At 66.5% G+C, this 25747-nt stretch carries 25 protein-coding genes; 8 read left to right on the forward strand and 17 right to left on the reverse strand.

What is annotated here, in order from left to right; genetic code table 11:
- Positions 1–58: 58 nt before the first annotated feature.
- Together EU800_RS05085 and EU800_RS05090 are read left to right on the forward strand one after the other, a co-directional pair.
- On the forward strand, positions 59–1216 hold the full coding sequence (locus EU800_RS05085) for a peptidoglycan DD-metalloendopeptidase family protein (RefSeq protein ID WP_129629214.1): 1158 nt from the start codon (positions 59–61) through the stop codon (positions 1214–1216).
- A 92-nt stretch (positions 1217–1308) separates the two neighbouring features.
- Entirely contained in the window at positions 1309–2058 is a 750-nt protein-coding gene (locus EU800_RS05090) for a hypothetical protein (protein ID WP_129629216.1), read from the forward strand.
- Here EU800_RS05090 and EU800_RS05095 read toward each other — a convergent pair.
- The 17 genes from EU800_RS05095 to EU800_RS05175 form a co-directional block, all read right to left on the reverse strand.
- The gene (locus tag EU800_RS05095; protein ID WP_129629218.1) at positions 2048–2896 is read right to left on the reverse strand and encodes an ATP-binding protein; all 849 of its coding nucleotides are present in this window, start codon (positions 2894–2896) and stop codon (positions 2048–2050) included. The genes EU800_RS05090 and EU800_RS05095 overlap by 11 nt on opposite strands.
- Positions 2896–3783 carry a twin-arginine translocase subunit TatC gene (gene tatC, locus EU800_RS05100; protein ID WP_129629220.1) on the reverse strand — a complete coding sequence of 296 codons (888 nt, stop codon included), beginning with the start codon at positions 3781–3783 and terminating at the stop codon, positions 2896–2898. Before tatC ends, EU800_RS05095 begins: the two co-directional genes overlap by 1 nt.
- A 7-nt stretch (positions 3784–3790) precedes the next feature.
- A complete protein-coding gene (gene tatB / locus EU800_RS05105; RefSeq protein WP_129629222.1) occupies positions 3791–4279 on the reverse strand; it encodes a Sec-independent protein translocase protein TatB in 489 nt (162 codons plus the stop codon).
- A 39-nt stretch (positions 4280–4318) separates the two neighbouring features.
- Positions 4319–4540, reverse strand: a complete 222-nt coding sequence (locus tag EU800_RS05110; RefSeq protein WP_129629224.1) for a twin-arginine translocase TatA/TatE family subunit — start codon at positions 4538–4540, stop codon at positions 4319–4321.
- A 203-nt stretch (positions 4541–4743) separates the two neighbouring features.
- Positions 4744–5847 carry an AI-2E family transporter gene (locus EU800_RS05115; protein WP_129629226.1) on the reverse strand — a complete coding sequence of 368 codons (1104 nt, stop codon included), beginning with the start codon at positions 5845–5847 and terminating at the stop codon, positions 4744–4746.
- 134 nt (positions 5848–5981) lie between these two features.
- Positions 5982–7778 (reverse strand): long-chain fatty acid--CoA ligase, encoded by a 1797-nt coding sequence (locus EU800_RS05120; protein ID WP_129629228.1) that lies wholly within the window; start codon positions 7776–7778, stop codon positions 5982–5984.
- Positions 7779–7935: 157 nt separating this feature from the next.
- Positions 7936–8979, reverse strand: a complete 1044-nt coding sequence (gene ruvB, locus EU800_RS05125; protein WP_129629230.1) for a Holliday junction branch migration DNA helicase RuvB — start codon at positions 8977–8979, stop codon at positions 7936–7938.
- Positions 8980–9087: 108 nt separating this feature from the next.
- Positions 9088–9753: a Holliday junction branch migration protein RuvA gene (gene ruvA / locus EU800_RS05130; protein WP_129629232.1), complete on the reverse strand. Its 666-nt coding sequence runs from the start codon at positions 9751–9753 to the stop codon at positions 9088–9090.
- Positions 9750–10253 (reverse strand): crossover junction endodeoxyribonuclease RuvC, encoded by a 504-nt coding sequence (ruvC, locus tag EU800_RS05135; RefSeq protein ID WP_129629234.1) that lies wholly within the window; start codon positions 10251–10253, stop codon positions 9750–9752. The genes ruvA and ruvC overlap by 4 nt, the downstream gene beginning before the upstream one ends.
- A gap of 213 nt (positions 10254–10466) precedes the next feature.
- Entirely contained in the window at positions 10467–11108 is a 642-nt protein-coding gene (locus EU800_RS05140) for an SDR family oxidoreductase (protein ID WP_129629236.1), read from the reverse strand.
- A 46-nt stretch (positions 11109–11154) separates the two neighbouring features.
- Complete coding sequence (locus tag EU800_RS05145) at positions 11155–11406, reverse strand: hypothetical protein (RefSeq protein WP_129629238.1); 252 nt, start codon at positions 11404–11406, stop codon at positions 11155–11157.
- Positions 11407–11739: 333 nt separating this feature from the next.
- Positions 11740–12393 (reverse strand): DUF1236 domain-containing protein, encoded by a 654-nt coding sequence (locus tag EU800_RS05150; RefSeq protein WP_129629240.1) that lies wholly within the window; start codon positions 12391–12393, stop codon positions 11740–11742.
- A 327-nt stretch (positions 12394–12720) separates the two neighbouring features.
- Positions 12721–14208 carry an amidophosphoribosyltransferase gene (gene purF / locus EU800_RS05155; protein WP_129629243.1) on the reverse strand — a complete coding sequence of 496 codons (1488 nt, stop codon included), beginning with the start codon at positions 14206–14208 and terminating at the stop codon, positions 12721–12723.
- Positions 14209–14333: 125 nt separating this feature from the next.
- Positions 14334–14906: a CvpA family protein gene (locus EU800_RS05160; protein ID WP_129629245.1), complete on the reverse strand. Its 573-nt coding sequence runs from the start codon at positions 14904–14906 to the stop codon at positions 14334–14336.
- A gap of 43 nt (positions 14907–14949) precedes the next feature.
- Entirely contained in the window at positions 14950–16311 is a 1362-nt protein-coding gene (gene radA / locus EU800_RS05165) for a DNA repair protein RadA (protein ID WP_129629247.1), read from the reverse strand.
- A 57-nt stretch (positions 16312–16368) separates the two neighbouring features.
- Complete coding sequence (locus tag EU800_RS05170) at positions 16369–16641, reverse strand: hypothetical protein (RefSeq protein WP_129629249.1); 273 nt, start codon at positions 16639–16641, stop codon at positions 16369–16371.
- Between the two features lie 215 nt (positions 16642–16856).
- The gene (locus tag EU800_RS05175; RefSeq protein WP_129629251.1) at positions 16857–17297 is read right to left on the reverse strand and encodes a paraquat-inducible protein A; all 441 of its coding nucleotides are present in this window, start codon (positions 17295–17297) and stop codon (positions 16857–16859) included.
- A 296-nt stretch (positions 17298–17593) separates the two neighbouring features.
- Here EU800_RS05175 and EU800_RS05180 point away from each other — a divergent pair, with 296 nt between their 5' ends.
- The 6 genes from EU800_RS05180 to EU800_RS05205 all read left to right on the forward strand — a co-directional run bounded on the left by EU800_RS05180 (position 17594) and on the right by EU800_RS05205 (position 25731).
- Complete coding sequence (locus tag EU800_RS05180; protein WP_165354562.1) at positions 17594–19054, forward strand: serine/threonine-protein kinase; 1461 nt, start codon at positions 17594–17596, stop codon at positions 19052–19054.
- Entirely contained in the window at positions 19051–20379 is a 1329-nt protein-coding gene (locus EU800_RS05185) for an FHA domain-containing protein (RefSeq protein ID WP_129629255.1), read from the forward strand. Before EU800_RS05180 ends, EU800_RS05185 begins: the two co-directional genes overlap by 4 nt.
- Positions 20363–21319: a PP2C family serine/threonine-protein phosphatase gene (locus EU800_RS05190; protein WP_129629257.1), complete on the forward strand. Its 957-nt coding sequence runs from the start codon at positions 20363–20365 to the stop codon at positions 21317–21319. The genes EU800_RS05185 and EU800_RS05190 overlap by 17 nt, the downstream gene beginning before the upstream one ends.
- Positions 21316–22545 carry a hypothetical protein gene (locus EU800_RS05195; RefSeq protein WP_129629259.1) on the forward strand — a complete coding sequence of 410 codons (1230 nt, stop codon included), beginning with the start codon at positions 21316–21318 and terminating at the stop codon, positions 22543–22545. The genes EU800_RS05190 and EU800_RS05195 overlap by 4 nt, the downstream gene beginning before the upstream one ends.
- A 166-nt stretch (positions 22546–22711) precedes the next feature.
- Positions 22712–24841 (forward strand): dynamin family protein, encoded by a 2130-nt coding sequence (locus EU800_RS05200; RefSeq protein WP_129629261.1) that lies wholly within the window; start codon positions 22712–22714, stop codon positions 24839–24841.
- Positions 24838–25731, forward strand: coding sequence for a GTPase (locus EU800_RS05205; protein ID WP_129629263.1), 894 nt, complete (start codon positions 24838–24840; stop codon positions 25729–25731). The genes EU800_RS05200 and EU800_RS05205 overlap by 4 nt, the downstream gene beginning before the upstream one ends.
- The last annotated feature ends 16 nt before the right edge of the window (positions 25732–25747 follow it).

The raw sequence follows: 25747 nt of genomic DNA on the forward strand, positions 1-25747 counted from the left end.
CCGTGGTATTTTCCGGGGGGCCCCGCGAAGAGGGCCGCGTTACGAGGAGCAAGAGCAGATGCGTCCCATCCTGACCACATGCGCCGCGCTGTCCCTTCTGGTCGGGTGCAACACCGCCGGCATGGACATTGACATGCGAGACCTCGGCCGCGGCTTCGACACATCGGCGGCGGTGCAGGCGACGGTGGCGCCGCGGCCGCAGCCGGACGGTCGCGGCGTGATCTCCTACCCGAACTACCAGGTCGTCGTGGCGGGCCGCGGCGAAACGCCGGCGAGCATTGCCGCGCGGCTCGGCCTCGATGCCACCCAGCTTGCCCGCTACAACGGCGTGCCGGTCGACGCCCAGCTCAACGCCGGCGAGATCCTGGCGCTGCCGGGGCGTGTCGCGATGACTGGGCCCGGCGGGTTCCAGTCTGCGGGCGGCGTCGACATCCAGACGCTCGCCGGCAATGCGATCAACCGCGCCGCGCCGGGCGGCGCGACGGTGACCGCGGCTGGCGTCCAGACCGGCGAGGAGCCCGTGCGCCACAAGGTCGAGGCCGGCGAGACCGCCTATTCCATCGCTCGGCTCTATGGCGTGTCGGCGAAGTCGATCGGCGAGTGGAACGGGCTCGGCCCGGATCTGACCGTGCGGACGGGGCAATATCTGCTGATCCCGGTTGTGCTCCAACCCGCGCCGACGCAGGAGAGCGCAACCAGCACGACCGAGCCCGGCGCGGGCAGCCCGACGCCGCTGCCGCCGAGCTCGGTGACGCCGCTGCCCGACGAGGAGACCGTCCCAGTCGCGACAGCCAGCGCGGACGACGCGCCCGGCCGGCCGGAATCGCCCGATCTGGGCCAACAGGCGACCGCGGCCTCGGCCAGCAACGCCCGCATGTCCTATCCGGTCAGCGGCTCCGTGGTCCGCGACTTCCAGAAGGGCAAGAATGACGGCATCGACATTTCCGCAAGTGCCGGCGCGCCAGTGAAGGCCGCGGCCTCGGGCACGGTGGCCGCGATCACCGAGGACACCGACCAGGTGCCGATCCTGGTGCTGCGCCATGCCGACGGGCTTCTGACGGTCTATGCCAATGTCGACAACCTCAAGGTCAAGAAGGGTCAGAGCGTGCAGCGCGGCGAGTCGATCGCCAACGTGCGCAGCAGCGACGCGCCCTACCTGCATTTCGAGGTTCGGGACGGGGTCGAGGCGGTCGATCCGGCGGAATATCTGAACTGACCGCGCTCGCCACCGAATCGACGCGACGGGCCAGCCGTCTCCGCGCGCGGATCGGTCCAGTTCTGTCCCGAGGCTGAGAAGTGGGCACGCGCATGGCGGAGACCTCCGAGAGCGAAACGCCGGGTGGCACGGTGCTCGTGATTGGCAGCGGGCCGGGCGCCGTGGCGGCGCGCGACTGGCTCGATCCTCCCTTCGATGCCGTGGTGGCGATCAACAACGCCTGGGCAGTGCGCCCGGACTGGACGCATCACATCCACCCAGAGGATTTCCCGCCCGAGCGCGGCCCGGCCGGCTGCAGGCCCGGCCAGCGTGTGGTCACCTACGAGGAATATGTGCCTGCGAACAATGCCTTCGGCGGCGTTCTTTATGCAGGTGGCACGATGGCCTTCACTGCGGGATATTGGGCGCTGCACCGGTTACAGCCGCGCGTGATCGCCTTTGTCGGCTGTGACATGGTCTATCCTTCCTCCGGACCGACGCATTTCTATGGCACCGGCACGGCCGACCCGCTGCGTCCCGACCTATCGCTGCGCTCGCTCGAGGCCAAGGCGGCACGGCTCGCGCTCAAGGCGGCGCAGGCCGGGTGCGCCTGTGTCAACCTCTCCCCGTCCGAAAGCCGGCTGGTCTTTCCCCGCGCAACGCTGCCTGAGCTCGCCACGGCCCGGGTGAGCGCGCCGGATCTGCCGGCGGGGATCACGGAGGCGGCCGAGCAGCTGGAGCGGGATGCGGGCTACGTGGTTGCCTCGGGGCGCTACTGGGAGGCGGAGACGAGGTTCGACCCGGCGCGGATCGATGCAATCGACGCGGCCTGGAGCGCGGCCTACGCGCGGCTCAGAGAGTGACGCCGCGGCGCCCGGCGAGATCGGTGAAATACTGCCAGGCGACCCGGCCGGAGCGCGCCCCGCGCGTCGCCTGCCACTCGATTGCCTCGGCGCGCAGCGTCGCATCGTCGATCGTCACGCCATAGGCGTCGCAATAGCCGCGGATCATCGCCAGATACTCGTCCTGGCTGCAGGGGTGGAAGCCCAGCCAGAGGCCGAAACGATCGGAAAGCGAGACCTTCTCCTCCACCGCCTCGGACGGAGTGATCGCCGAGGATCGCTCGTTCTCGATCATGTCGCGCGGCATCAAATGGCGGCGGTTTGAGGTGGCATAGAACAACACGTTGTCCGGCCGGCCCTCGATGCCGCCGTCAAGCACCGCCTTGAGCGATTTGTAGTGCTGATCGTCATGGCTGAAGGAGAGGTCGTCGCAGAACAGCAGGAAGCGATGCCGGGGCGCGGCACGCAGAAGCGCCAGCAGCCGCTGGATCGAGGGGAGGTCTTCGCGTTGCAGCTCGACGATCTTCAGATCCTCGCCCTGCGCGCGAACTTCGGCGTGGACTGCCTTGACAAGGCTCGACTTTCCCATTCCACGCGCGCCCCAGAGAAGGGCGTTGTTCGCGGGCACCCCGCGGGCAAATTGCAACGTGTTCTTGAGCAGCGTGTCGCGCGCCCGGTCGATCCCGAGCAGCAGCGGCAGCGCGACGCGGTTGACGCGCGCCACCGGCGCGAGGTGGTCGGGTGCCGTGTGCCAGACAAAGGCCTCCGCGGCCTTGAAATCGGGAGCGGCCGCGGGAGCAGGCGCGATGCGCTCGAGCGCGGCGGCGATGCGGTCAAGTTCCTCGGCGGTGAAATCCATCAGGCGGTTTCCGTCCCGTCCTCGCCTTCCTCGTCATCGAGCAGCCCGGCCTCGCGCAACTCCTGGTTGCGCTTCTTCTCGACACGGGCGACGAGGAAGATCGAGACCTCGTAGAGCGAATAGACCACCGAGAAGAGGATCACCTGGGTGATGACGTCGGGCGGCGTGACCAGCGCAGCCAGCGTCAGTATGCCGACGACGGCGTATTTGCGCACGCCGCGCAGACCTTCGGCTGAGACCAGCCCGGCCTTGCCCATCAGCGTCAGCAGAACCGGTAGCTGGAAGCAGAGGCCGAAGGCGATGATGAACTTGAGCGAGAGGTCGAGGCTTTCGCGGACCGAGCCGAGAAAGACCGTCCGGAGTTCCGCGTCCTGAACATCCGTCGGGACGGCTTCTCCCGAGAGGATCGCCGTCAGCGCCGGGATCGCGTCCGAGAACCCGATGAAGAAATTCATCGCCAGCGGCGTGACGATGAAATGCGCAAAGGCCGCGCCCATGGCGAACAGCACGGGCGAGGCGATCAGGAAGGGCAGAAAGGCGTTCTTTTCCGATTTGTAGAGCCCTGGCGCCACGAAACGCCACATCTGGTTGCCGATATAGGGAAAGGCGAGCGCGAGTCCGAAGATCATCGAGATCCGGATCAGGACGAAGAACTTTTCCTGCGGCGCGGTGAAGATGAGCTGCGGGTTCTCGCCCCTCGACCGCAGGATCTCGGCGATCGGCTCGACGAGGAAGTTGAGGATCGGCTCTGCCACGGTGAAACAGATCAGCATGGCCACCACGAAGGCCATCACCGAACGGATCAGCCGCGTGCGCAACTCGGCCAGGTGCTCGATCAGCGGCGCGGCGCTGTCTTCGATCTCGTCGTCTTCTGGAAGGTCGCTCATGTCAGGCTCATGCCTTCGGGGGCCCGGCCGGGGTCTCGGCCGAATCGGTTTCCGGCGCAGGCGTCTCCGCCGCGGCCTTCGCGGCCGCATCGGCCTCGTGGCGTTTCGTGGCCGCCGCGGCCGCACTCGCCTGGATCTTGCGTGCGGTCTCGGCACGCTCCTCGGTCATCTCGGCCGTCTTCGGGGCGGCCGGCTTCGGCGCGTCGTCGTCATCATCGCCGAACGGATCGAAATCGTCGAAATTCGTGGCCGACTTCAGCTTGTCGAGCCCCATGGCCTTCGGGCTGGTCGCCTTGCGCAGGTCCTTCGCGACATCCTTGACGCCCGACTCGTCCGCCGCCTCCTCCATCGCGCGGGTGAAGTCGCGCGCCATCGCACGGAGCCGGGCGGTGTATCTGCCCAACGTGCGGAACATCACCGGCAGGTCCTTGGGGCCCACCACGATCAGCGCGACGATGCCGATCAGAAGAAGTTCGGTCCATCCCAGGTCAAGCATCGCGCCGGCGCCTCATGGCCATCCCCGCGGGGCGCGGGATCAGGCCTTGTCCTTCTCGGTTTCCTCTTCGGGTGTCACGTCGCGGGCCGCTTCGAGCTTTTCCTTCTCGATCTCGTCCTTGCCCTCGGACACGCCCTTCTTGAAGGCGGTGATGCCCTTGCCGACCTCGCCCATCAGCGAGGACACCTTGCCCCGGCCAAAGAGCACGATGACGACCACGGCGATCAGCAAGAGGCCCATGGGGCCGATGTTGTTCAGCATTCCTTCTCTCCCCTGGCGACGGACCCGGGCGCGAATGCGCCGGTCGATACGTTCGGCTACCGGCCTTACTTATGGGTTTCGGCGGGGAGATCAAAGCCCCAAACGCAGCCGATCGGCGAATTTTCCTTGCGGCAAGGGGTGCGGATTCGAAAGGGAATTGCAAGGAGGCGGAGTTGACCGTTCCGTCTCTTCGACGCGGGCGCTCAGTCCGGCGGCAGCGCCGGGGCATCGGCCGGGTCGGGCGGCTGCATCGTCTCGGAGAGGGTGGTCCAGATGGTGACGAAGAGCCCGGCGACGACGGGGCCCAGAATGAGGCCGACCGCGCCGAACATGCCGAGCCCCCCGAAAGTCGAGACCAGGATCAGGATGTCGTGCATCTGGGTGTCGCGACCGACAAGGAGCGGTCGGAGGATGTTATCGATCGTGGTGACGACGAGCCCGGCCCAGAGCCCGAGGCCGATGGCCGGCCCGGTCTGGCCGATGGCGGCGAGATAGATCACGCCGATGGCGAGCACGAGGCCGGGGCCGATGCCCGGCACGATCGAGACGATCGCCATGACCACCCCCCAGAAGGTCGCCCCCTCGATGCCGGCGACGTAGAACCCGATCCCCCCGAGCACACCCTGCACCACGCCGATGACAAGCGTGCCCTTGATCGTCGCGCGGCTGACCGAGACGGCCCGCTCGGCGATCTTGTGCTGGGTGGTTGGGGCCAGCGCGGTGAAATGCAGGATCTGCTGCATCACCGGCATCTGCATCTGAAGGAAAAAGAACAACGCGTAGAGGAAGATGAAGGTGTCGAGGAAGAAGCGCGCGGTGCCCCGGGTGACCTGGTTCAGGGTGGACACGAAGAACCGCGCGGTGGCGGTCACGAGGTCGCCGATCTTGGTCGCGATCTCGGGGCCAAGATCGCCGAGGCCCGTTTCGACGGGAATCCAGTCTGGGAGCTCGATGTGGATGGCGGTCTCCGTCACGGTGTTGACGATCGTCACGATGGACCGCGAGAGGGCAAGGGCCTGCTGCGCCGAAACGGTGGCAACGAAGATCACCGGGAGGATGACCAGAACGAGGATGAGCACCAGTGTGATCGTGGCGGAGAGGTTTCGCCGGCCGCCGACCACGCTTTGGATACGGCGATAGAGCGGGCGCGAAAGCTCTGCGGTGATCGCGGCCAGAACCAGCGAGATCAGGAAACCGCGGACCATCCCGAAGAACAGCAGCGTGATCAGCGCGGTCACCAGGATCAGTGCGATCCAGCGCAGGCTGTCGGGGCTGAGGAAGGGCGGTCTGGCCGTCGGTTCGGGCATGTCGGGTCCGGGGTGTCGGACCGAGCCTAGCGGGTTTTCGGGAGGGGAAGAAGCCCTCCAGGCATCGGAAGCCGGAAGCCGTGGGTGCGTCGCTCATCGATGCACGGCAATACTGCGCCGCACCGACGGCCCGTTCATCCCTTGGCGTAGATCTTCCGGATCTCGTCCTTGTATTCCTCGATCACCCGTTCCCGGCGAAGTTTCAGGGTCGGCGTGATCAGCCGCCGCTCCACGGTCCATTCGTCGAGCGTCGCGAAATACCCCTTGATCTGCTGCCAGGCCGGAATGTCTCCCGAGGCCGCGCGAATCCGCTCGAGAATGTGCCGCCCCGCGGCGGGCGCGTTGGGGTCGTTCTCGTCGAGACCCTGAGATGTCGCCATCTCGGTCCAGTGGTCGCGGTTCAGCACCACCAGCGCCGCGAGGAAGGGCCGGCCGTCACCGACCACGCAGACCTGTTCGATCAACGGGTCGCTCTCGATGCCGAGCTCGATCGGGCGCGGGTTGACGTTCTCGCCGTTCGACATCACCAGGATATGCTTGAGCCGCCCGGCGATGCGGATTCGCCCGTCGCGGATCTCGGCGAGATCCCCGGTGTGAAGCCAGCCCTCGCGGTCGAAGGACTCGGCGGTGGCGTCCTCGCGCTGCCAGTAACCGATCATCCTCGCAGGTGTCTTCAGGAGCAGTTCGCCTCGTTCGGAAAGCTTCACCTCGACGCCGGGAAGCGGAAAGCCGACAGTGCCGGGCAGATAGGCCTCCTGCAGCGAGGCCGTGGCCACCGGCCCTGCCTCGCTGAGCCCGTAGCCCTCCACCATCGGCAGGCCGAGGCCGATGAGCGAGCGGCCAATCTCGTCGGGCATGTTGGCCCCGCCGGAGACCGCAACCCGCATTCGCCCGCCAAAGGCGGCGCGGACCTTCCGTCCCACCAGCCGGTCGAGCACCGGCCAGATCAGCCGCTCGCCGAGGCTTGGCCCCGGCCCGAGACCGCCGCGCGCGGCATGGCGGGCGTAGCCGATGCGGCCGGTCATGTCGAAGAGCCGCGCCTTGAGCGTGCTGGTGGCGGCGGCGCGGCGGGCGGAACTGTGTATCGTCTCGTAGAAGCGCGGCACGCCCATGATGACGGTGGGCCGCACCGTCGTCATGTCCTGCCTGAGCCTGAGAAGCGACTGCGGATAGGCGTTGCAGGCGCCCGACATGACGGCGAGCGCATAGCCGAGCGTGCGCTCGAAGGCATGCGCCATGGGCAGGATCGACAGGAAGATGTCGTTCTCGAGCGGCGTCACGACAGAAGCTGTGGCGGCGGCGTTCTCGAGCACCGCGCGATGCGAGAGCATCACCCCCTTGGGCGTGCCGGTGGTGCCTGAGGTGTAGATGAGCGTTGCCGGTGCGTCCGGGTCGTCGGCGGGGTCCGGGAGCTCTCCCGGCTCGGCGGGTAGCGCGTCGCCCAGATGCTTCACCGTCGGGTCAACCCCAATGACGAAATCGGCAGTGACCTCCTGGAGCCAGACCTCCTCGATAAAATCATGCTCCGAGAGCGCGCCTTCGAGGTCCCGCCAGCGCCGGTCCGTGTCGATGAAGACGACGCGGGGGCGCGCATCGGCGAGCATGAAGGCGCCGTTCGAGATCGCGTCATTGGTGTAGAGCGGCACGACCGTCAGGCCGCAGCGCGCCGCGGCCATGTCATAGCAGACCCAGTCGACGCAGTTCTGCAGCAGGATGCCCACCCGGTCGCCGGGGCGCAGGCCGGCGGCGTGGAAGGCGGCTGCAAACCGGTCGGTCCGCGCGAGCACGTCCGGCCATGTGAATTTCACCCATTTTCCGGTCTTCCGATCAAATTGCCGGTAAGCGACGGATCGCGGCGAGAGGCGGGTGCGTTCCCGGAGCAGGCCGTAGAGCGTTCCGGCCGTCTCGGGCGAGATATTGTGATTGCGCATGGCTCCTCCTGCTTCGGACCACTCCGCCCCTGGCGCCGTCCCGGCCGGACCCCGCCACGGCGCGGCGCGATCCTGCCGTCCTGTCCCTCGAAAAGGGTCTAAGGGGTATGGTTCCTCAAGGGAAGACGGCGCCGTCGCCGCGTTGCAGCGGCGCGATTCACTCGAAGAGTGCCCCCTGCCCCGGCTGTTCCGGCGGGCGCGGCGCCTCGAGCCCGAGATGCGACCAGGCCTTCCGCGCCAGCATGCGACCGCGCGGGGTGCGCTGGATCAGCCCCTGCTGCAACAAGAAGGGCTCGATCACCTCTTCGAGCGCGTCACGGCTCTCGGACAGCGCGGCGCTGAGGGTTTCGGCGCCCACCGGCCCGCCGTCGTAATTCTCGGCGATGAGGCGCAGGTAGCGGCGGTCGGCGCCATCGAGACCGAGATGGTCGACACCGAGCCGGGTGAGCGCGCTGTCGGCGAGGGCACGGGTGAGGCGCCCGTCGCCCTCGACCAGCGCGAAATCGACGACGCGGCGCAGAAGGCGGCCGGCGATGCGCGGCGTGCCCCGGGCGCGGGCGGCGATCTCGCGGGCGCCTTCGGGCTCCGAGGGGATTCCGAGCAGCCTTGCGTTACGGGTGACGATCTCGTGCAGTTCTGCCACGGTGTAGAATTGCAGCCGGGTCGGGATGCCGAAACGGTCGCGCAGCGGTGTCGTGAGCAGGCCAAGGCGGGTGGTTGCGCCAATCAGCGTAAAGGGCTGCAACTCGATCCGGACCGTGCGCGCCGCCGGCCCCTCGCCGATCACCAGGTCGAGCTCGAAATCCTCCAGCGCCGGGTAGAGCACCTCCTCAACCACCGGGTTGAGGCGGTGGATCTCGTCGATGAAGAGCACATCGCGGGCCTCGAGATTGGTCAGGATCGCCGCGAGATCGCCCGGCCGCGCGAGCACCGGGCCCGACGTCATGCGGAAATTGACGCCAAGCTCGCGGGCGATGATGTTCGCGAGTGTCGTCTTGCCGAGGCCCGGCGGGCCGTGGAACAGCGTGTGGTCCATCGCCTCGCCGCGGCGGCGGGCGCTCTCGACGAAGACGGCGAGGTTGGCGCGGGCCTCTGCCTGGCCGATGAAATCCTCGAGCGCCTGCGGTCGCAGGGCGCGGTCTTCCCCGGTTGTCTCGCCCGGTTGGGGCTCTGGGCGCAGGAGCGGGTCGGGATCGGTCATCACAGCGCTCCGGCGGTGGGCAGGCCACGGTCTTGGAGGGGGGCTGTCTGCCCCCCGCGCCTTTCGGCGCGCCCCTCAAGGATATTTCCGAGCAGGAGAAACATCGCGCTACCCCTTTGGCGCCAGCAGTTTCAGGGCGGCGCGGATAAGCGCGGCGGTGTCGGCGTCGGGCTCCGCGCCGATCGCCTGGGCGACAGCCGAGGCGGCCTCGCCCGGCTGGTAGCCGAGATTGGCAAGGGCAGACAGCGCGTCGGCCTGCGCGGCAGCCCGTGACGGGGCGGCAGAAGTCGGTTTCGCACCGGCGGCGGGTGGTTTCGCGGCGGTTTCGACCGGCTCGATCACCTCGGCCAGGCTGCCGCTCATGGCCATGATCCCGGGGGCCTTGTCCTTGAGTTCGTTGACCACGCGTTGGGCGAGTTTCGGGCCGACACCCGGCGCGGAGCGGATCGCCGACCAGTCCCCGAGCGCTATGGCGCGGGCGGTGCCGTCCGGGCCGAGCGCCCCGAGGATCGCCATCGACGCCTTGGCGCCGATGCCCTGAACCGAGGTCAGAAGGCGATGCCATTCCTTTTCCTGATGGGTCGGGAAGCCGTAGAGCTGGAGCAGGTCCTCGCGGACCACGAGGTCGGTGTAGAGCGCTGCGAATTCGCCGGTCGCGGGAAGCTCCATCAGCGTCCGGCCGGACACGAAGACGATATAGCCGACGCCGCCCACGTCGAGCAGGACGTGATCGGCCCCCCGGTAGTCGATCCGGCCCGCGAGCCGGCCGATCATGACGCCCTCGCGATGGCGGCCGAGAGGCGGCTGCCCGATTGCAGGTGGTGGGCATGGGTGATGGCGATGGCGAGTGCGTCGGCGGCATCGGGGCCGGCGAGCTTCACGCCCGGGAAATGGACGCCGATCATGTGCGCGATTTGGTGTTTCTCGGCATGGCCGACGCCGACAATCGCCTTCTTGACCGCGTTGGGGGCGTATTCGCCGATCGCCAGCCCCGCCTGGGCCGGGACCAGCATGGCGATGCCGCGGGCCTGGCCGAGCTTGAGCGTGCCGGCACCGTCGCGGTTGACGAAGGTCTGTTCGACCGCGGCCGCTTCCGGAGCGTAGCGGTGAATGACCTCTGTAAGCTGGTCGTGCAGCGACAGAAGCCGTGCGCCGAGGTCGGTTCCGGTGGAGGTGCACAACCCGTTGGCGATGTGGGTTAGGCGCGAGCCGTGGCTCTCGATCACCCCCCAGCCGAGATTTCTCAGCCCCGGGTCGATTCCAATGACGCGCATGGTGGCTGCACCCCTGCCTCAGCTGTTCTTCTTCTTGCCCCTCGCTAGCACGAAAAGGGAACATCGGCCAGATGCCGGTTGCGACAGCGCGGGAGTGTTGCGGTGGGGAGCCGGTCCGGCACAGCAGGAGACGCCTCGCAGAGTCGGGCATCGACAGTCCGGAACAGACCTGTCCCGGTCGCCCTGTCGGGGACCGTGCCCCGCTCCCGCGTGTCAGATCAGCGCCGCGAGGCGGGCACCTTCGGCGCGCGTGCTGACAAGGCGCTCGCGCTCCTCGCCCGGAAAGAACCGTGCGCGCAGCGCGGTGTGGACCGGTTGCGGTTGCAGCAGGCGCACCTCGGGGCCGTGACGGCGGGACTCGGCCGCCCAGGATCGCACCAGCGCCATCTGCGCCGCCTTGGTCGCGCCGTAGCTGCCGAAGAAGGGCTGTCCGGCGCGATCATCCTCGAGAAAGACCGCGCGGGCGCCCTCGCGTGCCGCGAGCAGCGGCGCAACGTAGACGATGAGCCTGCGCGTGGCATCGACATTGACCGCGACCGAGCGCTCCCAGTCTTTCTGATCGATCATCTGCGCGGGCGTGAGCGGCGCGGCATGGATCGCCGTGTGCAGCCAGAGGTCGAGACCGCCCCAGCGTTCGTGGACCGAGCGGCAGAGATGCTGCATCGCGCCGTCGTCGGTGACATCGAGTGGCGCCAGCGTTGCCGCGCCGTCCTTTGCCTGGATCCGGTCGTCGAGCTCCTCGAGCGCGCCCACGGTGCGGGCAACGGCAAGGATGTGGTATTCGGGCGCGAGCGCTTCGGCCATGGCCGCACCGAGGCCGCGGGAGGCGCCTGTCACGAGGGCAAGTCTGGTCATGGGCGCATCTGCACCGCCTCCGAGGACGAGGTCAAGCCGTCGCGCATCAGCCCGCGGGCATCGCGAGCCTGGTCACCCCGTTGCCCTTCCCGAGCAGCACCTCGCCCACGCCGATCGACAGGACTTGCCGGCCCGCCAGCCGCTCTCCCGGCGTGACCCTGACGATCCTGCCCGACGACTGGCGCACCAGCGCGTGCGGCATCTCCTCGGTGCCGAAGGTGCCGATGAGGGCCATGCGATCCAGCGGGATCTCCCGCTCCTGTGTCGCCGCTTTCGCGACCGTTTCGTTCTCGGACATTCGTGTTCCCCTTGCGCGAGTTCGACCGCCGGCGCGCGGCTGCAGCCGCGTGCGGATCGGGCGGATCGAACCTGAAAACCATCAAAGCGCCCCCGGCGCCGGCACTCCGGCCGGCCGCCTCGGGGCGCGGACACGCCGGCTACCAGCGCCGCGTGGGAGTGTGGAGTCACGAGATCGCGCTCGGCGCGTGATCGGCCGGAAGCCGCGCGGTTACTGGCGACTTCCCGCCGGAACGGGGTTGGTCCGGCACAAGGAACCGCAAAGGGAAGAGCACCGCCCCCGGGAGTCCCGAGGGCGACGCAGGTGGGTCAGGTCATTTGCCGGGTATCCGGATCAGCGAACGATATAGATGACTTTCCGCTCGCCTGGTTCGACGACGACAGGCACGTTGTTGACATTGGCGTAGACAAACTCGCTGTCGGGGATCGGCATCAGTTCCACCTGTTCCGGCAGGGTAGCACCCTGGACGACCTCGCCTTCCACATAGACCGGCGCCGCCGGGTGTTCGGCGATATAAGTTTCGACCTCAACATTCGGCTGCGTCATCTCGCCGATGCCGGCGCCGACAGTACCGCCGGCAAGCGCGCCCACCGGGCCGCCGATCGCCGCACCGGCAATGAGGCCCACCGTGCCGAGCGTGAAGGCCGCGTCGCCACTCCGCTCCTCAACCTTGATCACCGGAACCTGGATGGTCTCGGGAGCGTTCGAGATGACATGCAGTGTGTCGCCGTCCTGCACCGAAAGGTAGTCGCCATAGGCCCAGCCGGTGTTGCCGTCGAAGGTGACCTCGCACCAGTTCGCGACGTCCAGGCAGCCGCTCACGGCAACCTCGCCTTCGGCTGGAATCACCGCAAGAACCTCGGTGTTGGCGCCCGGATTGGCGCGCAGGTTCAGGTCGGTCGTCGCAATGGCCGAAGTGGGTTGCTGAGCAACAGCGGCAGTCGAAAGCGCAATGGCAGCGGTCATGGAAGCAAAAACGACTTTCATTTCTTTCTCCTTCTTCGTTCGAGCCCGGCTGTGAGGAAACAGCGAGATGCCGGTCCGCTCCGGGCTTCACGGGGAGAACGTGCCGACCCCATTCCCGTTCCGATCGCCCGGTCATGCCGGGGCCGTTGCTGCGGCGGGTTCCCGCCAATCGCTCGGCAGGTTCCCTCTCACGCGATTCCAAGAGCCGGAAATCGGGGAAGGGTCGCATCTTTACAACAGGTTGCGTACAGATGCCGGAACCTAGCGGAAAGGACGGCCAAGGCCGGGAAGAGTGCGCTGGAGGTTGCCCGAAACGGGGAGACACCCGGGCCCGTGGTCAGGCTGCGCCTATTCCGCCGCCGTCTTCAGTTTGAAGCCACGCTCCACCATGTCGGACGGCGCGACCGGGTATTCGCCGGAGAAACAGGCGTCGCAATATTGCGGACAGCCTGCATCGCGCCCGCCCGCCTCGCCGACCGCGCGGTAAAGCCCGTCAAGCGAGATGAACTTCAGGCTGTCGACTTCCAGATGCTCGCGCATCTCCTCCTCCGACATGGTCGCGGCAAGGAGCTTTTCCCGCTGTGGCGTGTCGACGCCATAGAAGCAGGGCCAGGCGGTCGGCGGGCTCGCGATGCGGAAATGCACCTCCGCCGCGCCGGCGTCGAGGATCATCTCCTTGATCTTGCGGCTGGTGGTGCCGCGGACCACGGAATCGTCGACGAGGATGACCCGCTTCCCCGCGATCAGCGCGCGGTTGACGTTGAGCTTCAGCCGCACGCCCATGTTGCGGATCTGATCGGTGGGCTCGATGAAGGTCCGGCCCATATACTGGTTGCGGATGATCCCCATCGCATAGGGGATACCGCTCTCCTGGCTGAAGCCGATCGCTGCCGGCGTGCCGCTGTCGGGCACCGGACAGACCAGATCGGCCTCGACCGGGTTCTCCCGCGCGAGCTCGACGCCGATCTGTCGGCGCGTCTCGTAGACCGAGCGGCCGCCGAGGATCGAATCGGGGCGCGAGAAATAGACATGCTCGAAGATGCAGAATCTCGGCGACTGCGCCTCGAAGGGCCGCAGGCTCTTGACGCCCGTCTCGCCGGTGATCACCACCATTTCGCCAGGCTCGATCTCGCGCACGAACTCGGCGCCGATGATGTCGAGCGCGCAGGTCTCGGAGGAGAGCACCCAGCCATCGCCGATCCGGCCCAGCATCAGCGGGCGCACGCCCAGCGGGTCGCGCACGCCGATGAGCTTGGTCCGGGTCATGGCGACGACCGAGAAGGCGCCCTCGACGCGACGCAGCGCGTCCTTCATCCGCTCGGGGATGTCGCGCTGGAGCGAGCGAGCCATCAGGTGGATGATGCATTCGCTGTCCGAGCCGGACTGGAAGATCGAGCCACGGTCGATCAACTCGCGGCGCAGCGCGTCGGCATTGGTGATGTTGCCGTTATGTGCAATCGCCGCGCCGCCCATGGAAAACTCGCCGAAGAAAGGCTGAACGTCGCGGATCTCGGTCCGCCCCTTGGAACCGGCGGTCGAATAGCGGACATGGCCGATGGCAAGCTCGCCCGGAAGGGTGTCCATCAGCGTCGGCGAAGTGAAATTGTCGCGCACATAGCCGAATCGGCGGGCGGAATGGAAACCCGTGCCGGCGTTATGGGTGACGATTCCGCCGGCCTCCTGGCCGCGATGCTGCAAGGCGTGCAACCCGAGAGCCACGAAGTTGGCGGCGTCGGCGACGCCGACGACTCCGAAAACGCCGCATTCTTCCCGGAGCTTATCGTCGTCGAAAGGATTGGCGAGGAACGGCTTCGAGGTTTCGAGCGCGGCAGGCATAAGGCTATGGCTCCGAATCCGGACTGTAGGGAGGCGGGGCCTGTTTACGGCTTTCTCCGCCGGGTGTCATCCCTTTGTCACGAACCCGCCGGAGTCCGCTGACCCCCTGCCCCGGATTCGCCTCGTCAGGAGCCGCTGGTGTCGGTGCAGGACTGGTCGATCAGCGTTTCGAACTTGTCGGTGAGCCAGGCCAGCGCCGTCTCCTGGTCGGCGATCTCGCCGCTCATTCGTTCCTTCATCGAGGCGAAGACCTGCGCCGAACGGCTCTCGTCGACCGCCGCGATTCCCTCGGTTCCCATGGCGAATTCGTAGATCACCAGCGCGATGACGACGAGAAGCATGCCGCGCAGCACGCCGAAGAGGAAGCCGAGCCCCTGGTCGATCGCGTTGAGCGCCGAGCGCTGGACCACCGAGGAGAAGACCGGTGTGAACAGCGCGAAGACGATCAGCGCCAGGGCGAAGACGCCGGCGAAGGCGGCAATGGTCGAGGCGGTGCAGTTGTCGAGGAAATCCCGCAGCACCGGGATCTCGCGCACCAGCGGCTCGGCCTTGGGCGCGAAGAGATAGGCAAGGACCGCCGCCGCGACCCAGCCGGCGATGGCCAGCGCCTCGCGAACGAAGCCGCGCGAATAGGCGAGGATCGCCGAGAACAGAATAATGACCGCGACGCCTGCGTCGACGATGGTGAAGCCTTCCATGTGCCTGCCTTCCTGCCTCCGGACATTGCCGTTCTTCGGGCGCCTATCCCGCGCCGAACATTTCTCCCACGAAGCTTGCCAGATCGGTCGCCCGACACAAGCCAACGCCGTCAGGAACCGATCCAGTGGAGCGATCCGGCAACGCCGCCTGCGTGAAACCAAGTTTTTTGGCTTCTTTCAACCTGTTTTCTGCCTGCGACACGGGACGGATGGCGCCCGAGAGGGAGATCTCGCCGAACACGACCATGTCGGCGGGCAGCGCGGCGTCCTCGCGCGCCGACATGAGCGCGGCGGCGACGGCGAGATCGGCCGCCGGCTCGCTGACCCGGAGGCCGCCGGCGACGTTGAGATAGACGTCGAGCCCGGCGAAGGGGATGGCGCAACGCGCCTCGAGCACGGCAAGGATCATCGCCAGCCGGCCGCTGTCCCAGCCGACGACGGTGCGGCGGGCCTGCGGCGTCGGGCTCGGGGCAACAAGGGCCTGGAATTCGACAAGGACGGGCCGCGTGCCCTCGATGCCGGCGAAAACCGCCGCGCCGGGCGCCCGCGCCTCGCGGTCCGACAGGAACAGGGCCGAGGGGTTGGCGACCTCGGCGAGGCCGCTCCCGGTCATCTCGAAAACGCCGATCTCGTCGGCCGGGCCGAAGCGGTTCTTGACGGCGCGCAGGATGCGGAACTGGTGCCCGCGCTCACCTTCGAAATAGAGCACGGTGTCGACCATGTGTTCGACCACGCGGGGGCCGGCGATCTGGCCCTCCTTGGTGACGTGGCCCACGAGCACGACCGCCGACCCGCGCCTTTTGGCGAAGCTCACGAGTTCATGGGCGGCAGCGCGCACCTGGCTCACCGAGCCCGGCGCGGACTCGACATTGTCCGCCCACATCGTCTGGATCGAATCGATAATCACAAGGTCCGGACGCGCGGCATCGAGCGTGGTGAGAATGTCGCGCAGGTTGGTCTCGGCGGCGAGCCGGACCGCCGCGTCGCCGAGGCCCAGCCGCTGCGCCCGCATCCTGATCTGTGCGCTCGCCTCCTCGCCTGTGACATAGACGGTCGAGAGCCCGGCCCCGGCGAACCGCGCGGCAGCCTGAAGCAGCAGGGTCGACTTGCCGATGCCGGGATCCCCCCCCACCAGCACCGCAGAGGACGGCACGAGCCCGCCACCCAGCACCCGGTCGAGTTCGTCCAGCCCGGAGCGAGTGCGCGGGGGCGGCGCTTCGGCCGAGGCGAGGTCCAGCAGCGGGACGGCGCGGCCCTTCGCGCCGAGGGTCTTCTTCGCGGGGCCGGCCGAGAGCGGCGCCTCCTCGGCGATCGTGTTCCATGCGCCGCAGGCGTCGCAGCGGCCCGACCATCGCGGATGGGTCGCGCCACAGGCAGTGCAGGTGAAGATCTGGGTCCTGGCCATGCCCCTACCTGCCCGACCCGCCGGGCGCCGGCAAGACTGCGCGACGCGCCACGGGGATCAGTAGGGATGGAAGTGGCGCATGGCTCCGGCGGCGCGCCGCCAGGCACAGACCCGGCGCAGGCCCCACCAGCCGGAAAGCGCGAGCACCGAGAGCAGCTCTGCCGTGTGCGGCGGCAGGTTCAGGCCCGGCAGGGACACCAGCAGCATCGCGTTCATCGCGAGGCCCGTCGCGCAGGCATAGAGGATCCAGTTGGAGGTCTGCGACAGAAGCGACCGGCGGAAGGCCATCGTCGCAACTCCGCCCAGAATCACAAGGCAGATGATCTCCATTGCCGTCCCTTCCGGTGTCCGCGCATCGGCGCGTCTTGCGGAATGGCGGGGCAAACCGGCGACTTTGGCTCGAATTCGCGGAGAAACTGCGGCAATCGCGGCAGGGCCAGACCTGCACGGTCGTACCGACTCCGACTGATCCGCTTGGTCACTGACGGCATTATGGCGCTGGAGCCGGTATTGGCCCTGCTCAGACGCAGCCTGCGATGACCATGTCAGGCGCCGCCGCGGCGCTCGCTCAGCAGGCCGATCGCGAGCGAGGCGAGAATGCAGCCGGTGAAGAGGTAGAGCCCCCAGGCGGTCTCGACCGATCCGACGCCGATTCCCTTGGCCAGCACGATATAGAGCGCGATGAGGAAGACATCGGCCATGGCGAGCTTGCCCATGAGATGCAGCGCTCCCAGTAACCGGCGGCGGGCGATCCGGAAATGCACCAGCGCGAGGCCGACGGTTTTCAGATAGGGCGCGAAGAGAGCGAAGAAGGTGACCGCGAGGGCGAGGAAGACGTCGCTCTTCCAGAGCGCCTGAAGGCCGGAGATCACCGATATCTCGCTCATGCCGAAGACCGGCAGAAACCCGGCGCGCATCAGCGGCGCGAACCAGGCGACTGGATAGAGAATCAGCAAGGCGAGGTTGGCGTATTTCAGGACCGACATGGCTTTCGCCATACAGGACCGGCGCGGCGGCTGGAACAGGAGGATGCGCGCGGCGGCACGCCACGATGACGGCGCGTTCCGCGGTCGGCCGGAGGACCGGTCTCGACCGAACGCGTCAGCCGCCGTCCTTATTTTTCATGCCTTCCGGTCGGGTTCACGGACACCCGGGCCGGACCGCTGCCACAGAATTCCCGCATTTTAACATTATTCGGCCACAGTATGAGATGAATTTTCGGAAACAGCTATCCGATGACGGGAGGCATTGTCTTCAACGTCCGCTACCGAGAGGCCGCCGAATGTCCGAGAGACCGAATGAGCCGGGACGCGAAACCAGGTCGGACACCGGCGGGGACATGCTGCGTGCGGGCGTCACGCTGGCCGGCGGTCAATACCGGATAGAGAAGTTCCTGAACTCCGGCGGGTTCGGAATGACCTATCTCGCGCGCAACAGCCTCGACCGCATCGTCGTCATCAAGGAATGTTTCCCGAGCTTTCTCTGCCATCGCAAGGACGAAGCCGTCGAGGTTCGTTCGATGGATCACCTGAGCGAGTATCTTTCCCTGGTCAACCTGTTTCGGGCCGAGGCGCGGGCGCTGGCCCGGCTCCAGCACCGGAATATCGTCGGCGTTCACGAGGTCTTCGACGACAACAAGACGGCCTACATGGCGATGGATTTCGTCGAAGGGAAAGATCTCCAGGAGATCGTCGAGACCGATCCGGAACGGATCGGCCCCTTTCAGCTGCGCGAGATCCTGACGACGGTCCTCGGGGCGGTCTCTTACATTCACGAACAGGGCGTGCTGCACCGCGACATCTCGCCGGACAACATCCTGCTCGACCGGCACAACACGCCCGTCCTGATCGATTTCGGATCGGCACGCGACAGCGGCCGCAAGAGCAAGCTGTCCACGCGATTGCAATCGGTCAAGGATGGCTACTCGCCGCACGAGTTCTATGCCCGCAAGATGAAGCATTCCGCCTCGAGCGACCTCTACGCGCTCGCGGCGACCTTTTACTTTGCGATTACCGGCGAGGCTCCGCCGCCGAGCCAGTACCGGCTCGCTGCTATGATCGAACGAAGACAGGACCCGTACTTGCCGCTGAAGGGTCGGTACGACCGGTATGACCCGCGCGTGCTAGAGACGATCGACAAGGCCCTGGCCGTCGTCGCCGCCGACCGGGTTCAGTCCGCGCGGAGCTGGCTGCTGGCCATCGACGACCAGAGCCGCAAGGTTGCAGCGCTCGAAAAGGCCCGCAGCGACGCGAGGATCGAGAAACTCGTGCAGGATCTCGTGCTCGAGACAAACACCGCGCTCGAACGCCAGGCCGCCGAGGAGGCGCGCCTGGAACGCGAGGCCGAAGCGCAGAAAAAGGCGTTGCAGGCGCAGGAGCGCAAGAAGGCCAAGCAGCAGCGCAAGGCCATGTCCGAAGCGTTGGAAGAGTTTCAGGTGCCGACCGAAGAGGCCGCCGAAATGTCTTCCTTTGAGTCGGTCGACACGGAAGCTGAACGGAACATATCCGGGACCGGCGAGAGCGCGGGCGGCAACCGTCCGGCGCCGGACCCGCGCATCACCGCTCAGGGCGTGGACTCTGTCCCGCGCGTGGTCCGGTCCCCGAAGGATCCGGCGGAACAGGCGCATGCCGACGCGCCATATAGCAGGACGAAACACCCCCGGCGAGGCTTCGCCATCAAATGGAACCTTCCCCCTCTCTACGTGAGCAACAGGGGGCAACTGGCTGGAGAATTTGACGGATGAGATTCCTCAACGAACTGATCAACAGGACGAAGGCTGCGCATGTCGATGTGGTCTTCACCGATCCCGCCGCGTTGCGCGAGGTGCCGCCGGCGGGCGATGCGGAGGACGGGCTTGCCGAACTGGACCTCCCGCATCTGCGGCAGTCCACGAATTTCGATCACTTTGCGTCCAATCGTCGGACGGAGTCGGACAGCGATGTCGTGGAGAGTGACGATACGGAAGAGGATTTTGGCGACACCGGAATGTCGGCTGAGGCGGATCACCACACCGCCCTCTTCGAGGACGATGACGACGCCCCCGATGAATTCGTGATCCGGCGCCCCGATGCCGGCGGTCTCTTTGCACGGGCACGGCAGGAACAGGAAGACACCGGAACCGGGATGCCGGCCGATGCTGCGGAGCCGGAGCGTGCGGTTGACGCTTTTGCCGAAGAGCCCGGTCTGACCGACCAAACAACGGACGACAGCGAGACGCTTGCGGACCCCTGGCAGGAACCGATGGCCGAAGCGGACGCATTTGAAGCGGATGCCTATGAAGAAGATCCGTTCGGGCCGGCGGACGATCTCGGCTTTCCGCCGCTCGCCGGCGAGACCGAGGACAACATGCCGTTCGGCGCGCCCTCCCCGCAATCGGCCGATGCTGCCGAACTGTCGGACGTTCCCGCGTCACCCGCGGAGCCGATCGCGGCGCAGAGGACGGAATCCGCCTCCAGAGTCAACATCTGGGACATCGACGGGACCGGGGCGGAGGACGAAGACGCCTCCAAGATCGAACCGGCGACACCGGGCTTTACAGAAGCGGGAATTGCGGACCTGTCCGAGGCCGCGTCTCAACAGCGCCGTTCGGGGCGGGTCCGGACTCGCCTGCTCGGCTTCCACCGTCCCGACGAGCTTCCGGCCGATCCGTTTGACCGTGCGGCGAGGCAGGGCGCAGCCAGTTGCCAGCCGACCTTCCCGGTGGGCTGGATGGTGGTGGAGAAAGGCCCCGGGCGGGGTGCGTTCTTCCCGCTGTTCACGGGCGTGTCGAAAATCGGCCGCGGCGAGGACCAGGCCGTCCGGCTGGATTTCGGCGACATGAGCGTGTCGCGGGACGGCCATGCCGTGGTTGCCTATGACGACGAGCAGCGCGCCTTTTTCATCGGCCATAGCGGCAAGTCCAACCCGGTGCGGCTGAACGGGATTCCGGTCCTCAGCACCGAGCCGTTCAACGACGGCGACCGGATCCGGATCGGCGAGACGACGCTACGCTTCGTGGCGCTTTGCGGGCCGGATTTCGACTGGGAAGACGAAACCGGTGCCGGTGATCTCTATGCTGCGGCAAGGTGAACCCCACCTTGACGCCGCATCGGCAATCAGCCTCGGCAAACGCGACTGCCAGGAGGATGCGGTCATTTCCGACTTTCCGGTCGGCGGCGACGTGGGCCTTGTCGTCCTCTCGGACGGGATGGGCGGCCACGCTGCTGGCGATATCGCCAGCAAGATCGTGATCACAGAGGTCTTCAGCGAACTCAAGATGTCCTCCGGTCAGGCCGAGGTCCCGGATCACGGCATATGCGACATGCTCCGTAAGGCCGCCAACGGCGCAAATGACTGCCTGCGCGCCTACTCCGAAGAGTATCCCGATACCGCCGGCATGGGCGCGACGCTCGTCGCCGCCCATATCCGTCGCGACCGCATGCACTGGATCTCGATCGGCGATTCGGTCCTCTACCTGTTCCGAGACGACACGCTACATCAAGTGAACGAAGATCATTCCTTCGGCGCCCAGATCGACGAGATGGTGCGGACAGGCAAGATCACCCGGGAACTGGCCGTGGACCATCCGGACCGGCATTGCCTGACATCGGTTGTTTCCGGCGGCGAAATCGCTCGGGTGGACTGTCCCGAGGCCGGGCTGGTCCTGCGCGATGGCGACATCGTCGTCGTGGCCAGCGACGGATTGCAATTCCTGGAATTCGAGCGCATCCGCACCGTTCTGTCACACTTTCAGGAGGCTTCGAGCGCGAGAATCGCGGCGCGCCTGCTCGAGGAGATCGAGCGCCTCGGCGATCCCTGCCAGGACAACGTGTCGATCGTTGTCCTCAAAGTGCGGCTTCCGGCCCGCGTGGATCGAGCCCGGCCCGGCGGGCAATCCCATTCCCTGCGCCGTCAGAAGCCGGCGGTCGAACCGTTGAGGGTGGTTCCGAGGTCGGAGCGGCCGACAACGGAGACCGCGGCCGCGCCGGTCGGGATATCGCCGGAACAGGTCGGGAGGCAGGCGCGATGACGGAGGAATCGGCGGTCGAAGACATCATCGGGCACCTGAAACACCTGATCGCCGCCGGAGACTCGACCGAGGCCGCCAGGGAGCAGGCCCGACGATACCTCGCGCGCCTGGAAACGCCCTTGCGGATCGCATTCATGGGGCTGGCGGACTCCGACCAGCCGCGGTTGATCAATGCCCTGCTCGAAACCGACCTGATCCCGGAAACGGGCGCGCGACCGGTGCAAGAGGTGACATTCGGGTCTGGGGCGCAGGTGAAGGTCACGCATGCTGACGGGTCCGTCCGTGACCATGAAGACCTGACGGGCGAGACCCTGCCGGAGGACGCGGTCTTTGTTCAACGGCACTGCGAGGCGCCGGTGCTTCGGCACTTCACCGTTCTGGACCTCGTGATCGACGGCAGCCAGGCCGAGAGGCGCGCCGCCCTCCGCTGGGCCGCGGCCAAGGCCGATATTGCGGTCTGGTGTTCTCGGAGTTTCACCGCGGCGGAACAGCAATTCTGGCGCAGCGTGCCGGAACGCCTGATGGACCATGCGTTCCTCCTGATCTCGCAGGACACCACCGGCACCCGCGTGCGGGAGCTGAAGCAATCTCTTGCCAGTGAGTTCCTCGATGTTTTCGCGATCGAGCTTGCGGACACGGAGACGGGCACCGGCGATCCGGCGCAACGCGCGACACCGCTCCGCCCGCTGGTCGAAGGGTTGGAGCGACACACCGCGGACGGCCGTCGCGCCGATGCCGACATGGCACTGATATTTCTGAGAAAACAGGGATATCGAGACCCTGCCTCTGCCCCCGCGCCATCGGCTGCCGCGACGCCACCGGAACCCCGGGACGCGGAAATCCTGTCTCTTGGCATCGGTCCCGGCTCCGGCGCGGACAGCTTTGCCGGGAAGGCGGAAGTCGTCCGAAAGGACAATGCCGCGATCCGCAGTGCTTGCGCCTATATCCGCGAACAGGCCATCGCATTGCTGGAAACCTCCGGTCAAGACGGGCCGAAAGCCGATTTCATCGCGCGATGCGGCGACATGATCCGCCAGCTCTCGTTCATTCTCGATAATGCGGAGGAACGGAATGATCCGGCGATTCTGGCTCTGTCCGACCTGCTGATCGAGGCCGAAGAACTCGTGCTTCTGCTTGAGATAGAGCAGGACGGCGCGCCCGCAATCGATGCCGCGTCCGTGCTCCTTCAGCTACGGTCCGAGTTCGAATCCCGCCTCGCGGCCTGATATAAACATCAAAGGCGTTTTCGCCTGAAGATTGCCTTAGTTTCTCCCAGATTTTCTTAAAAATATCAAAATTGAGTACTTGGTTCGGCGCCGGGCGCAACCTTGGTTGCCCGAAGTGTTGTGTCCTGTGTCCGTCTGGCCCGAAGCAACCCTGGGATGAACCCGAATGATGATCGGAAAGACGCTCGAACTGACAGACGGTGATGCGGCCGAAACGGAGGCCGTACGGCACGTCTCGGAGGCGGCTAATGCGGGGATGCTGCGCAACAGCGCCGCCGTTTTCGGGTCGCTCTCCAAGACATTGGACGAGATCGACAATTCGATCGACGTCATCGCCAGCTATGGCGAACGCTCCGTGGCGGTCGCGACCCGCACGATGCAGAACCGGCTGCGCCAGGTCGAACCGAGCGTGACGATGATCGGCCAGGTCAAATCGGGCAAGACGACGCTTGTGAACGCGATGATCGGGACGCCGGATCTTCTGCCGGCCGACGTGAACCCATGGACCTCGGTCGTCACCTCGATTCACCTCCAGAGGGAACAGACCCCCTATTGCGGAAAGGCCGTGTTCCGTTTCTTCGCCGAAGACGAGTGGGACCGGCTCATGAGCCGTGGCGGGCGGTTCGGCGAACTGGCCGGCCGCGCCGGAGCGGATGACGATCTGGCGCTGGTGTCACAGCAATTGCAGACCATGCGCGAGAAATCGAAACGGCGGCTCGGCCGCAAGTTCGAGCTGATGATGGGCCAGGAGCACAAATACAGCTCCTTCGACGAGGAACTCATCGAGCGCTATGTCTGCCTCGGCGACGATATCGAGATGTCGGGCGACCTGTCGCCGTCACAGGGGCGCTTTGCCGACATCACGAAATCCGCGGACCTCTATGTCTTTCGGCCGGAATATCCGATGAACCTCTGCATCCGCGACACGCCGGGGGTCAACGACACGTTCATGATGCGCGAGCAGATCACCATCCGCGCGATCCGCGAGAGCCGCACCTGCGTCGTCGTCCTGTCGGCGCACCAGGCGATGTCCTCGGTCGACCTCGCACTGGTCCGGCTGATCGCCAACATCCCGTCGCGGAACGTCGTGATCTTCGTGAACCGTATCGACGAACTGCCGGATCCGGCGCGCCAGGTCGAGGAGATCCGCGCAAGCATTCGCGAGACGATCCGGAAGCATCGCGGCCCCGAGGATGCCGAGATCCTTTTCGGAAGCGCCTACTGGGCCACACATGCGCTGCGCGGAAGCCTCGGACAGATGAATGCGGCGAGCGCCGAGGCGATGATCCGCTGGGGCGAGGCACAGGAAATCGCCTGGCCGGAGGGTAACGAGGGGACCGAGACAGACCGGATCATCTGGGAATTGTCCGGTGTCCCCCGCCTTCTGGAAGTGCTCTCCGAGAGGCTGGACAAGGATCTGGGCCGCGAGGTTGCCGATGGCGTCGCCCGTTCGGCCATGAACCTGGCGAGCAGCCTCGAAGCCTCGCTGATTCCGGCGGCGCGCCCGAAGATCGAATCCAATGTCATTCCTCTCAATCACATCTCGCTTCCCGGAGAGCTGGAGCGGATCGAGAGCCGCGCCATCGCGCAGCTGAACGCGGCGTTCGACGGTCTCACCAAGGATTTCAACCGGCGCCTCGAGATCGCGCATGAAGGCTTCACCACGCGCGCGACCGCGGCGCTGGCCGCGCATCTCGAAAAGAACGCCGAGCTGACCACCTGGCACTATGACCCGACCGGCCTGCGCGTTCTGTTCCGCTCTGCCTGCCTTGTCTATACCGGCCGCGCGCGATCCGCGATCCGGGAGGTCTACGAAAGCGCGGCGGCGGAAATCCGCGAGTTGTATTTCCGGGCTTTCGACCTCGACGAGGCGACGTTCTGGCTCGAGGCACCGGCGCTTCCGGTCTTCCCGCCACCGGTGGTTCTGGGCAAGACGATCGCTCTGGATCTCAGCGGCGGCTGGTGGTCCCGCTGGTGGAAACGCCGCCGCGGCCACAACGCCATCGCCAAGGATTTCTCGGGCATGGTCCGGGAAGAGACCCGGTCGATCCTCGACAGTCTCAGTGAAGACTACGGCGACGTGAATCGCGAGGCGGCCGAGAAGATCCTGAGCGAGTTCGTCGCGATGCAGCGCAACATCCTCACGGAGCTTTCGACCCGCTCCGAGGTCGGCGAAAAGGACGTCGCCGAATTCTGCCTCGGATCGGAACGCCTCCTGAAGGCCGAGGCGCTGCGGAACGCCAAGAAGGTTCTCTCGAAACACGTCAGGTCAGAGGAATTGGAGAAACGCGGATGACACGCCACTTGCACAAGACGGCCGCGAAGCCCGTGGTCGCCCTGATGGGGGAGTTCAGTGCCGGAAAAAGCACGCTGGCCAACCTGCTTCTCGAAGCGGACAAGTCTCCCGTGCGGGTCACGGCGACCCAGATGCCGCCGATCTGGTACACTTATGGCTTCGGCGCTCCGATACGCGTGGACCTCTCGGGAACGCCCACGACTCTCTCCGAGGAGCACCTTTCCTCGGTGCAGGTCGACGACACGGCCTATGTGCTGATCCGTCTGCAGGCGGACGTGCTTCAGCTGATGGATATCGTCGACATGCCCGGGATTTCGGATCCGAACCTCACGCCGGAGAGCTGGCAGCGCACGATCCCTTTTGCCGATGCGGTGATCTGGTGCAGCCACGCGACCCAGGCTTGGCGCCAGAGCGAGGCAGCGACGTGGCGTGACCTGCCGGACGATCTTCGCGAACATGGGCTGCTCCTGCTGACACGGTTCGACAAACTGCTCACCGAGCATGACGGACAGCGTGTTCTGGCCCGCGTCCGCGCGGAGACGGACGGCCTTTTCCAGGGCGTGTTCCCGATCTCCCTGCTCGACGCCGCGCGCGCCGGCGACGATCGGGAGATCTGGGAAAAGAGCGGCGCGGAGCAGTTCCTTCAAAAACTGCTCGAAATGGTCTTCGAACTCGCGACCTCCGGGTCGACGTCGGAGCCCGCGTCGGAACCTGTGCAATATGCCGCCTGGAGCCGGTCCCGTGGCGCAGCCAAACCGGCCGCCCGATCCGGCACGGGTCCTGCTGCGCACTCGGTGGTGGTGCCAAAGCGCGTGGAATCTAAGAAATCGTCGGAGAGGGGCACGTCGCAGCGCCTCCCGAGATCCGTCCTGACGGAGAAGGTCCTCTGATACCCGGGGCCGATAA

The organism is Tropicimonas sp. IMCC6043 (assembly GCF_004146235.1).
In the GTDB taxonomy this organism is placed as follows: Bacteria; Pseudomonadota; Alphaproteobacteria; order Rhodobacterales; family Rhodobacteraceae; genus Tropicimonas.

Coding starts and splice junctions, on each gene's coding strand:
- EU800_RS05110 (WP_129629224.1), bottom strand. CDS start 4,540: ATGCTGAACAACATCGGCCCCATGGGCCTCTTGCTGATCGCCGTGGTC.
- ruvB (WP_129629230.1), bottom strand. CDS start 8,979: ATGACCGATCCCGACCCGCTCCTGCGCCCAGAGCCCCAACCGGGCGAG.
- EU800_RS05205 (WP_129629263.1), top strand. CDS start 24,838: ATGACACGCCACTTGCACAAGACGGCCGCGAAGCCCGTGGTCGCCCTG.
- EU800_RS05185 (WP_129629255.1), top strand. CDS start 19,051: ATGAGATTCCTCAACGAACTGATCAACAGGACGAAGGCTGCGCATGTC.
- EU800_RS05175 (WP_129629251.1), bottom strand. CDS start 17,297: ATGTCGGTCCTGAAATACGCCAACCTCGCCTTGCTGATTCTCTATCCA.
- EU800_RS05150 (WP_129629240.1), bottom strand. CDS start 12,393: ATGAAAGTCGTTTTTGCTTCCATGACCGCTGCCATTGCGCTTTCGACT.
- purF (WP_129629243.1), bottom strand. CDS start 14,208: ATGCCTGCCGCGCTCGAAACCTCGAAGCCGTTCCTCGCCAATCCTTTC.
- EU800_RS05085 (WP_129629214.1), top strand. CDS start 59: ATGCGTCCCATCCTGACCACATGCGCCGCGCTGTCCCTTCTGGTCGGG.
- EU800_RS05190 (WP_129629257.1), top strand. CDS start 20,363: ATGCTGCGGCAAGGTGAACCCCACCTTGACGCCGCATCGGCAATCAGC.
- EU800_RS05160 (WP_129629245.1), bottom strand. CDS start 14,906: ATGGAAGGCTTCACCATCGTCGACGCAGGCGTCGCGGTCATTATTCTG.
- EU800_RS05145 (WP_129629238.1), bottom strand. CDS start 11,406: ATGTCCGAGAACGAAACGGTCGCGAAAGCGGCGACACAGGAGCGGGAG.
- ruvA (WP_129629232.1), bottom strand. CDS start 9,753: ATGATCGGCCGGCTCGCGGGCCGGATCGACTACCGGGGGGCCGATCAC.
- EU800_RS05120 (WP_129629228.1), bottom strand. CDS start 7,778: ATGCGCAATCACAATATCTCGCCCGAGACGGCCGGAACGCTCTACGGC.
- EU800_RS05115 (WP_129629226.1), bottom strand. CDS start 5,847: ATGCCCGAACCGACGGCCAGACCGCCCTTCCTCAGCCCCGACAGCCTG.
- EU800_RS05195 (WP_129629259.1), top strand. CDS start 21,316: ATGACGGAGGAATCGGCGGTCGAAGACATCATCGGGCACCTGAAACAC.
- tatC (WP_129629220.1), bottom strand. CDS start 3,783: ATGAGCGACCTTCCAGAAGACGACGAGATCGAAGACAGCGCCGCGCCG.
- EU800_RS05140 (WP_129629236.1), bottom strand. CDS start 11,108: ATGACCAGACTTGCCCTCGTGACAGGCGCCTCCCGCGGCCTCGGTGCG.
- EU800_RS05200 (WP_129629261.1), top strand. CDS start 22,712: ATGATGATCGGAAAGACGCTCGAACTGACAGACGGTGATGCGGCCGAA.
- EU800_RS05090 (WP_129629216.1), top strand. CDS start 1,309: ATGGCGGAGACCTCCGAGAGCGAAACGCCGGGTGGCACGGTGCTCGTG.
- ruvC (WP_129629234.1), bottom strand. CDS start 10,253: ATGCGCGTCATTGGAATCGACCCGGGGCTGAGAAATCTCGGCTGGGGG.
- EU800_RS05180 (WP_165354562.1), top strand. CDS start 17,594: ATGTCCGAGAGACCGAATGAGCCGGGACGCGAAACCAGGTCGGACACC.
- tatB (WP_129629222.1), bottom strand. CDS start 4,279: ATGCTTGACCTGGGATGGACCGAACTTCTTCTGATCGGCATCGTCGCG.
- EU800_RS05170 (WP_129629249.1), bottom strand. CDS start 16,641: ATGGAGATCATCTGCCTTGTGATTCTGGGCGGAGTTGCGACGATGGCC.
- radA (WP_129629247.1), bottom strand. CDS start 16,311: ATGGCCAGGACCCAGATCTTCACCTGCACTGCCTGTGGCGCGACCCAT.
- EU800_RS05095 (WP_129629218.1), bottom strand. CDS start 2,896: ATGGATTTCACCGCCGAGGAACTTGACCGCATCGCCGCCGCGCTCGAG.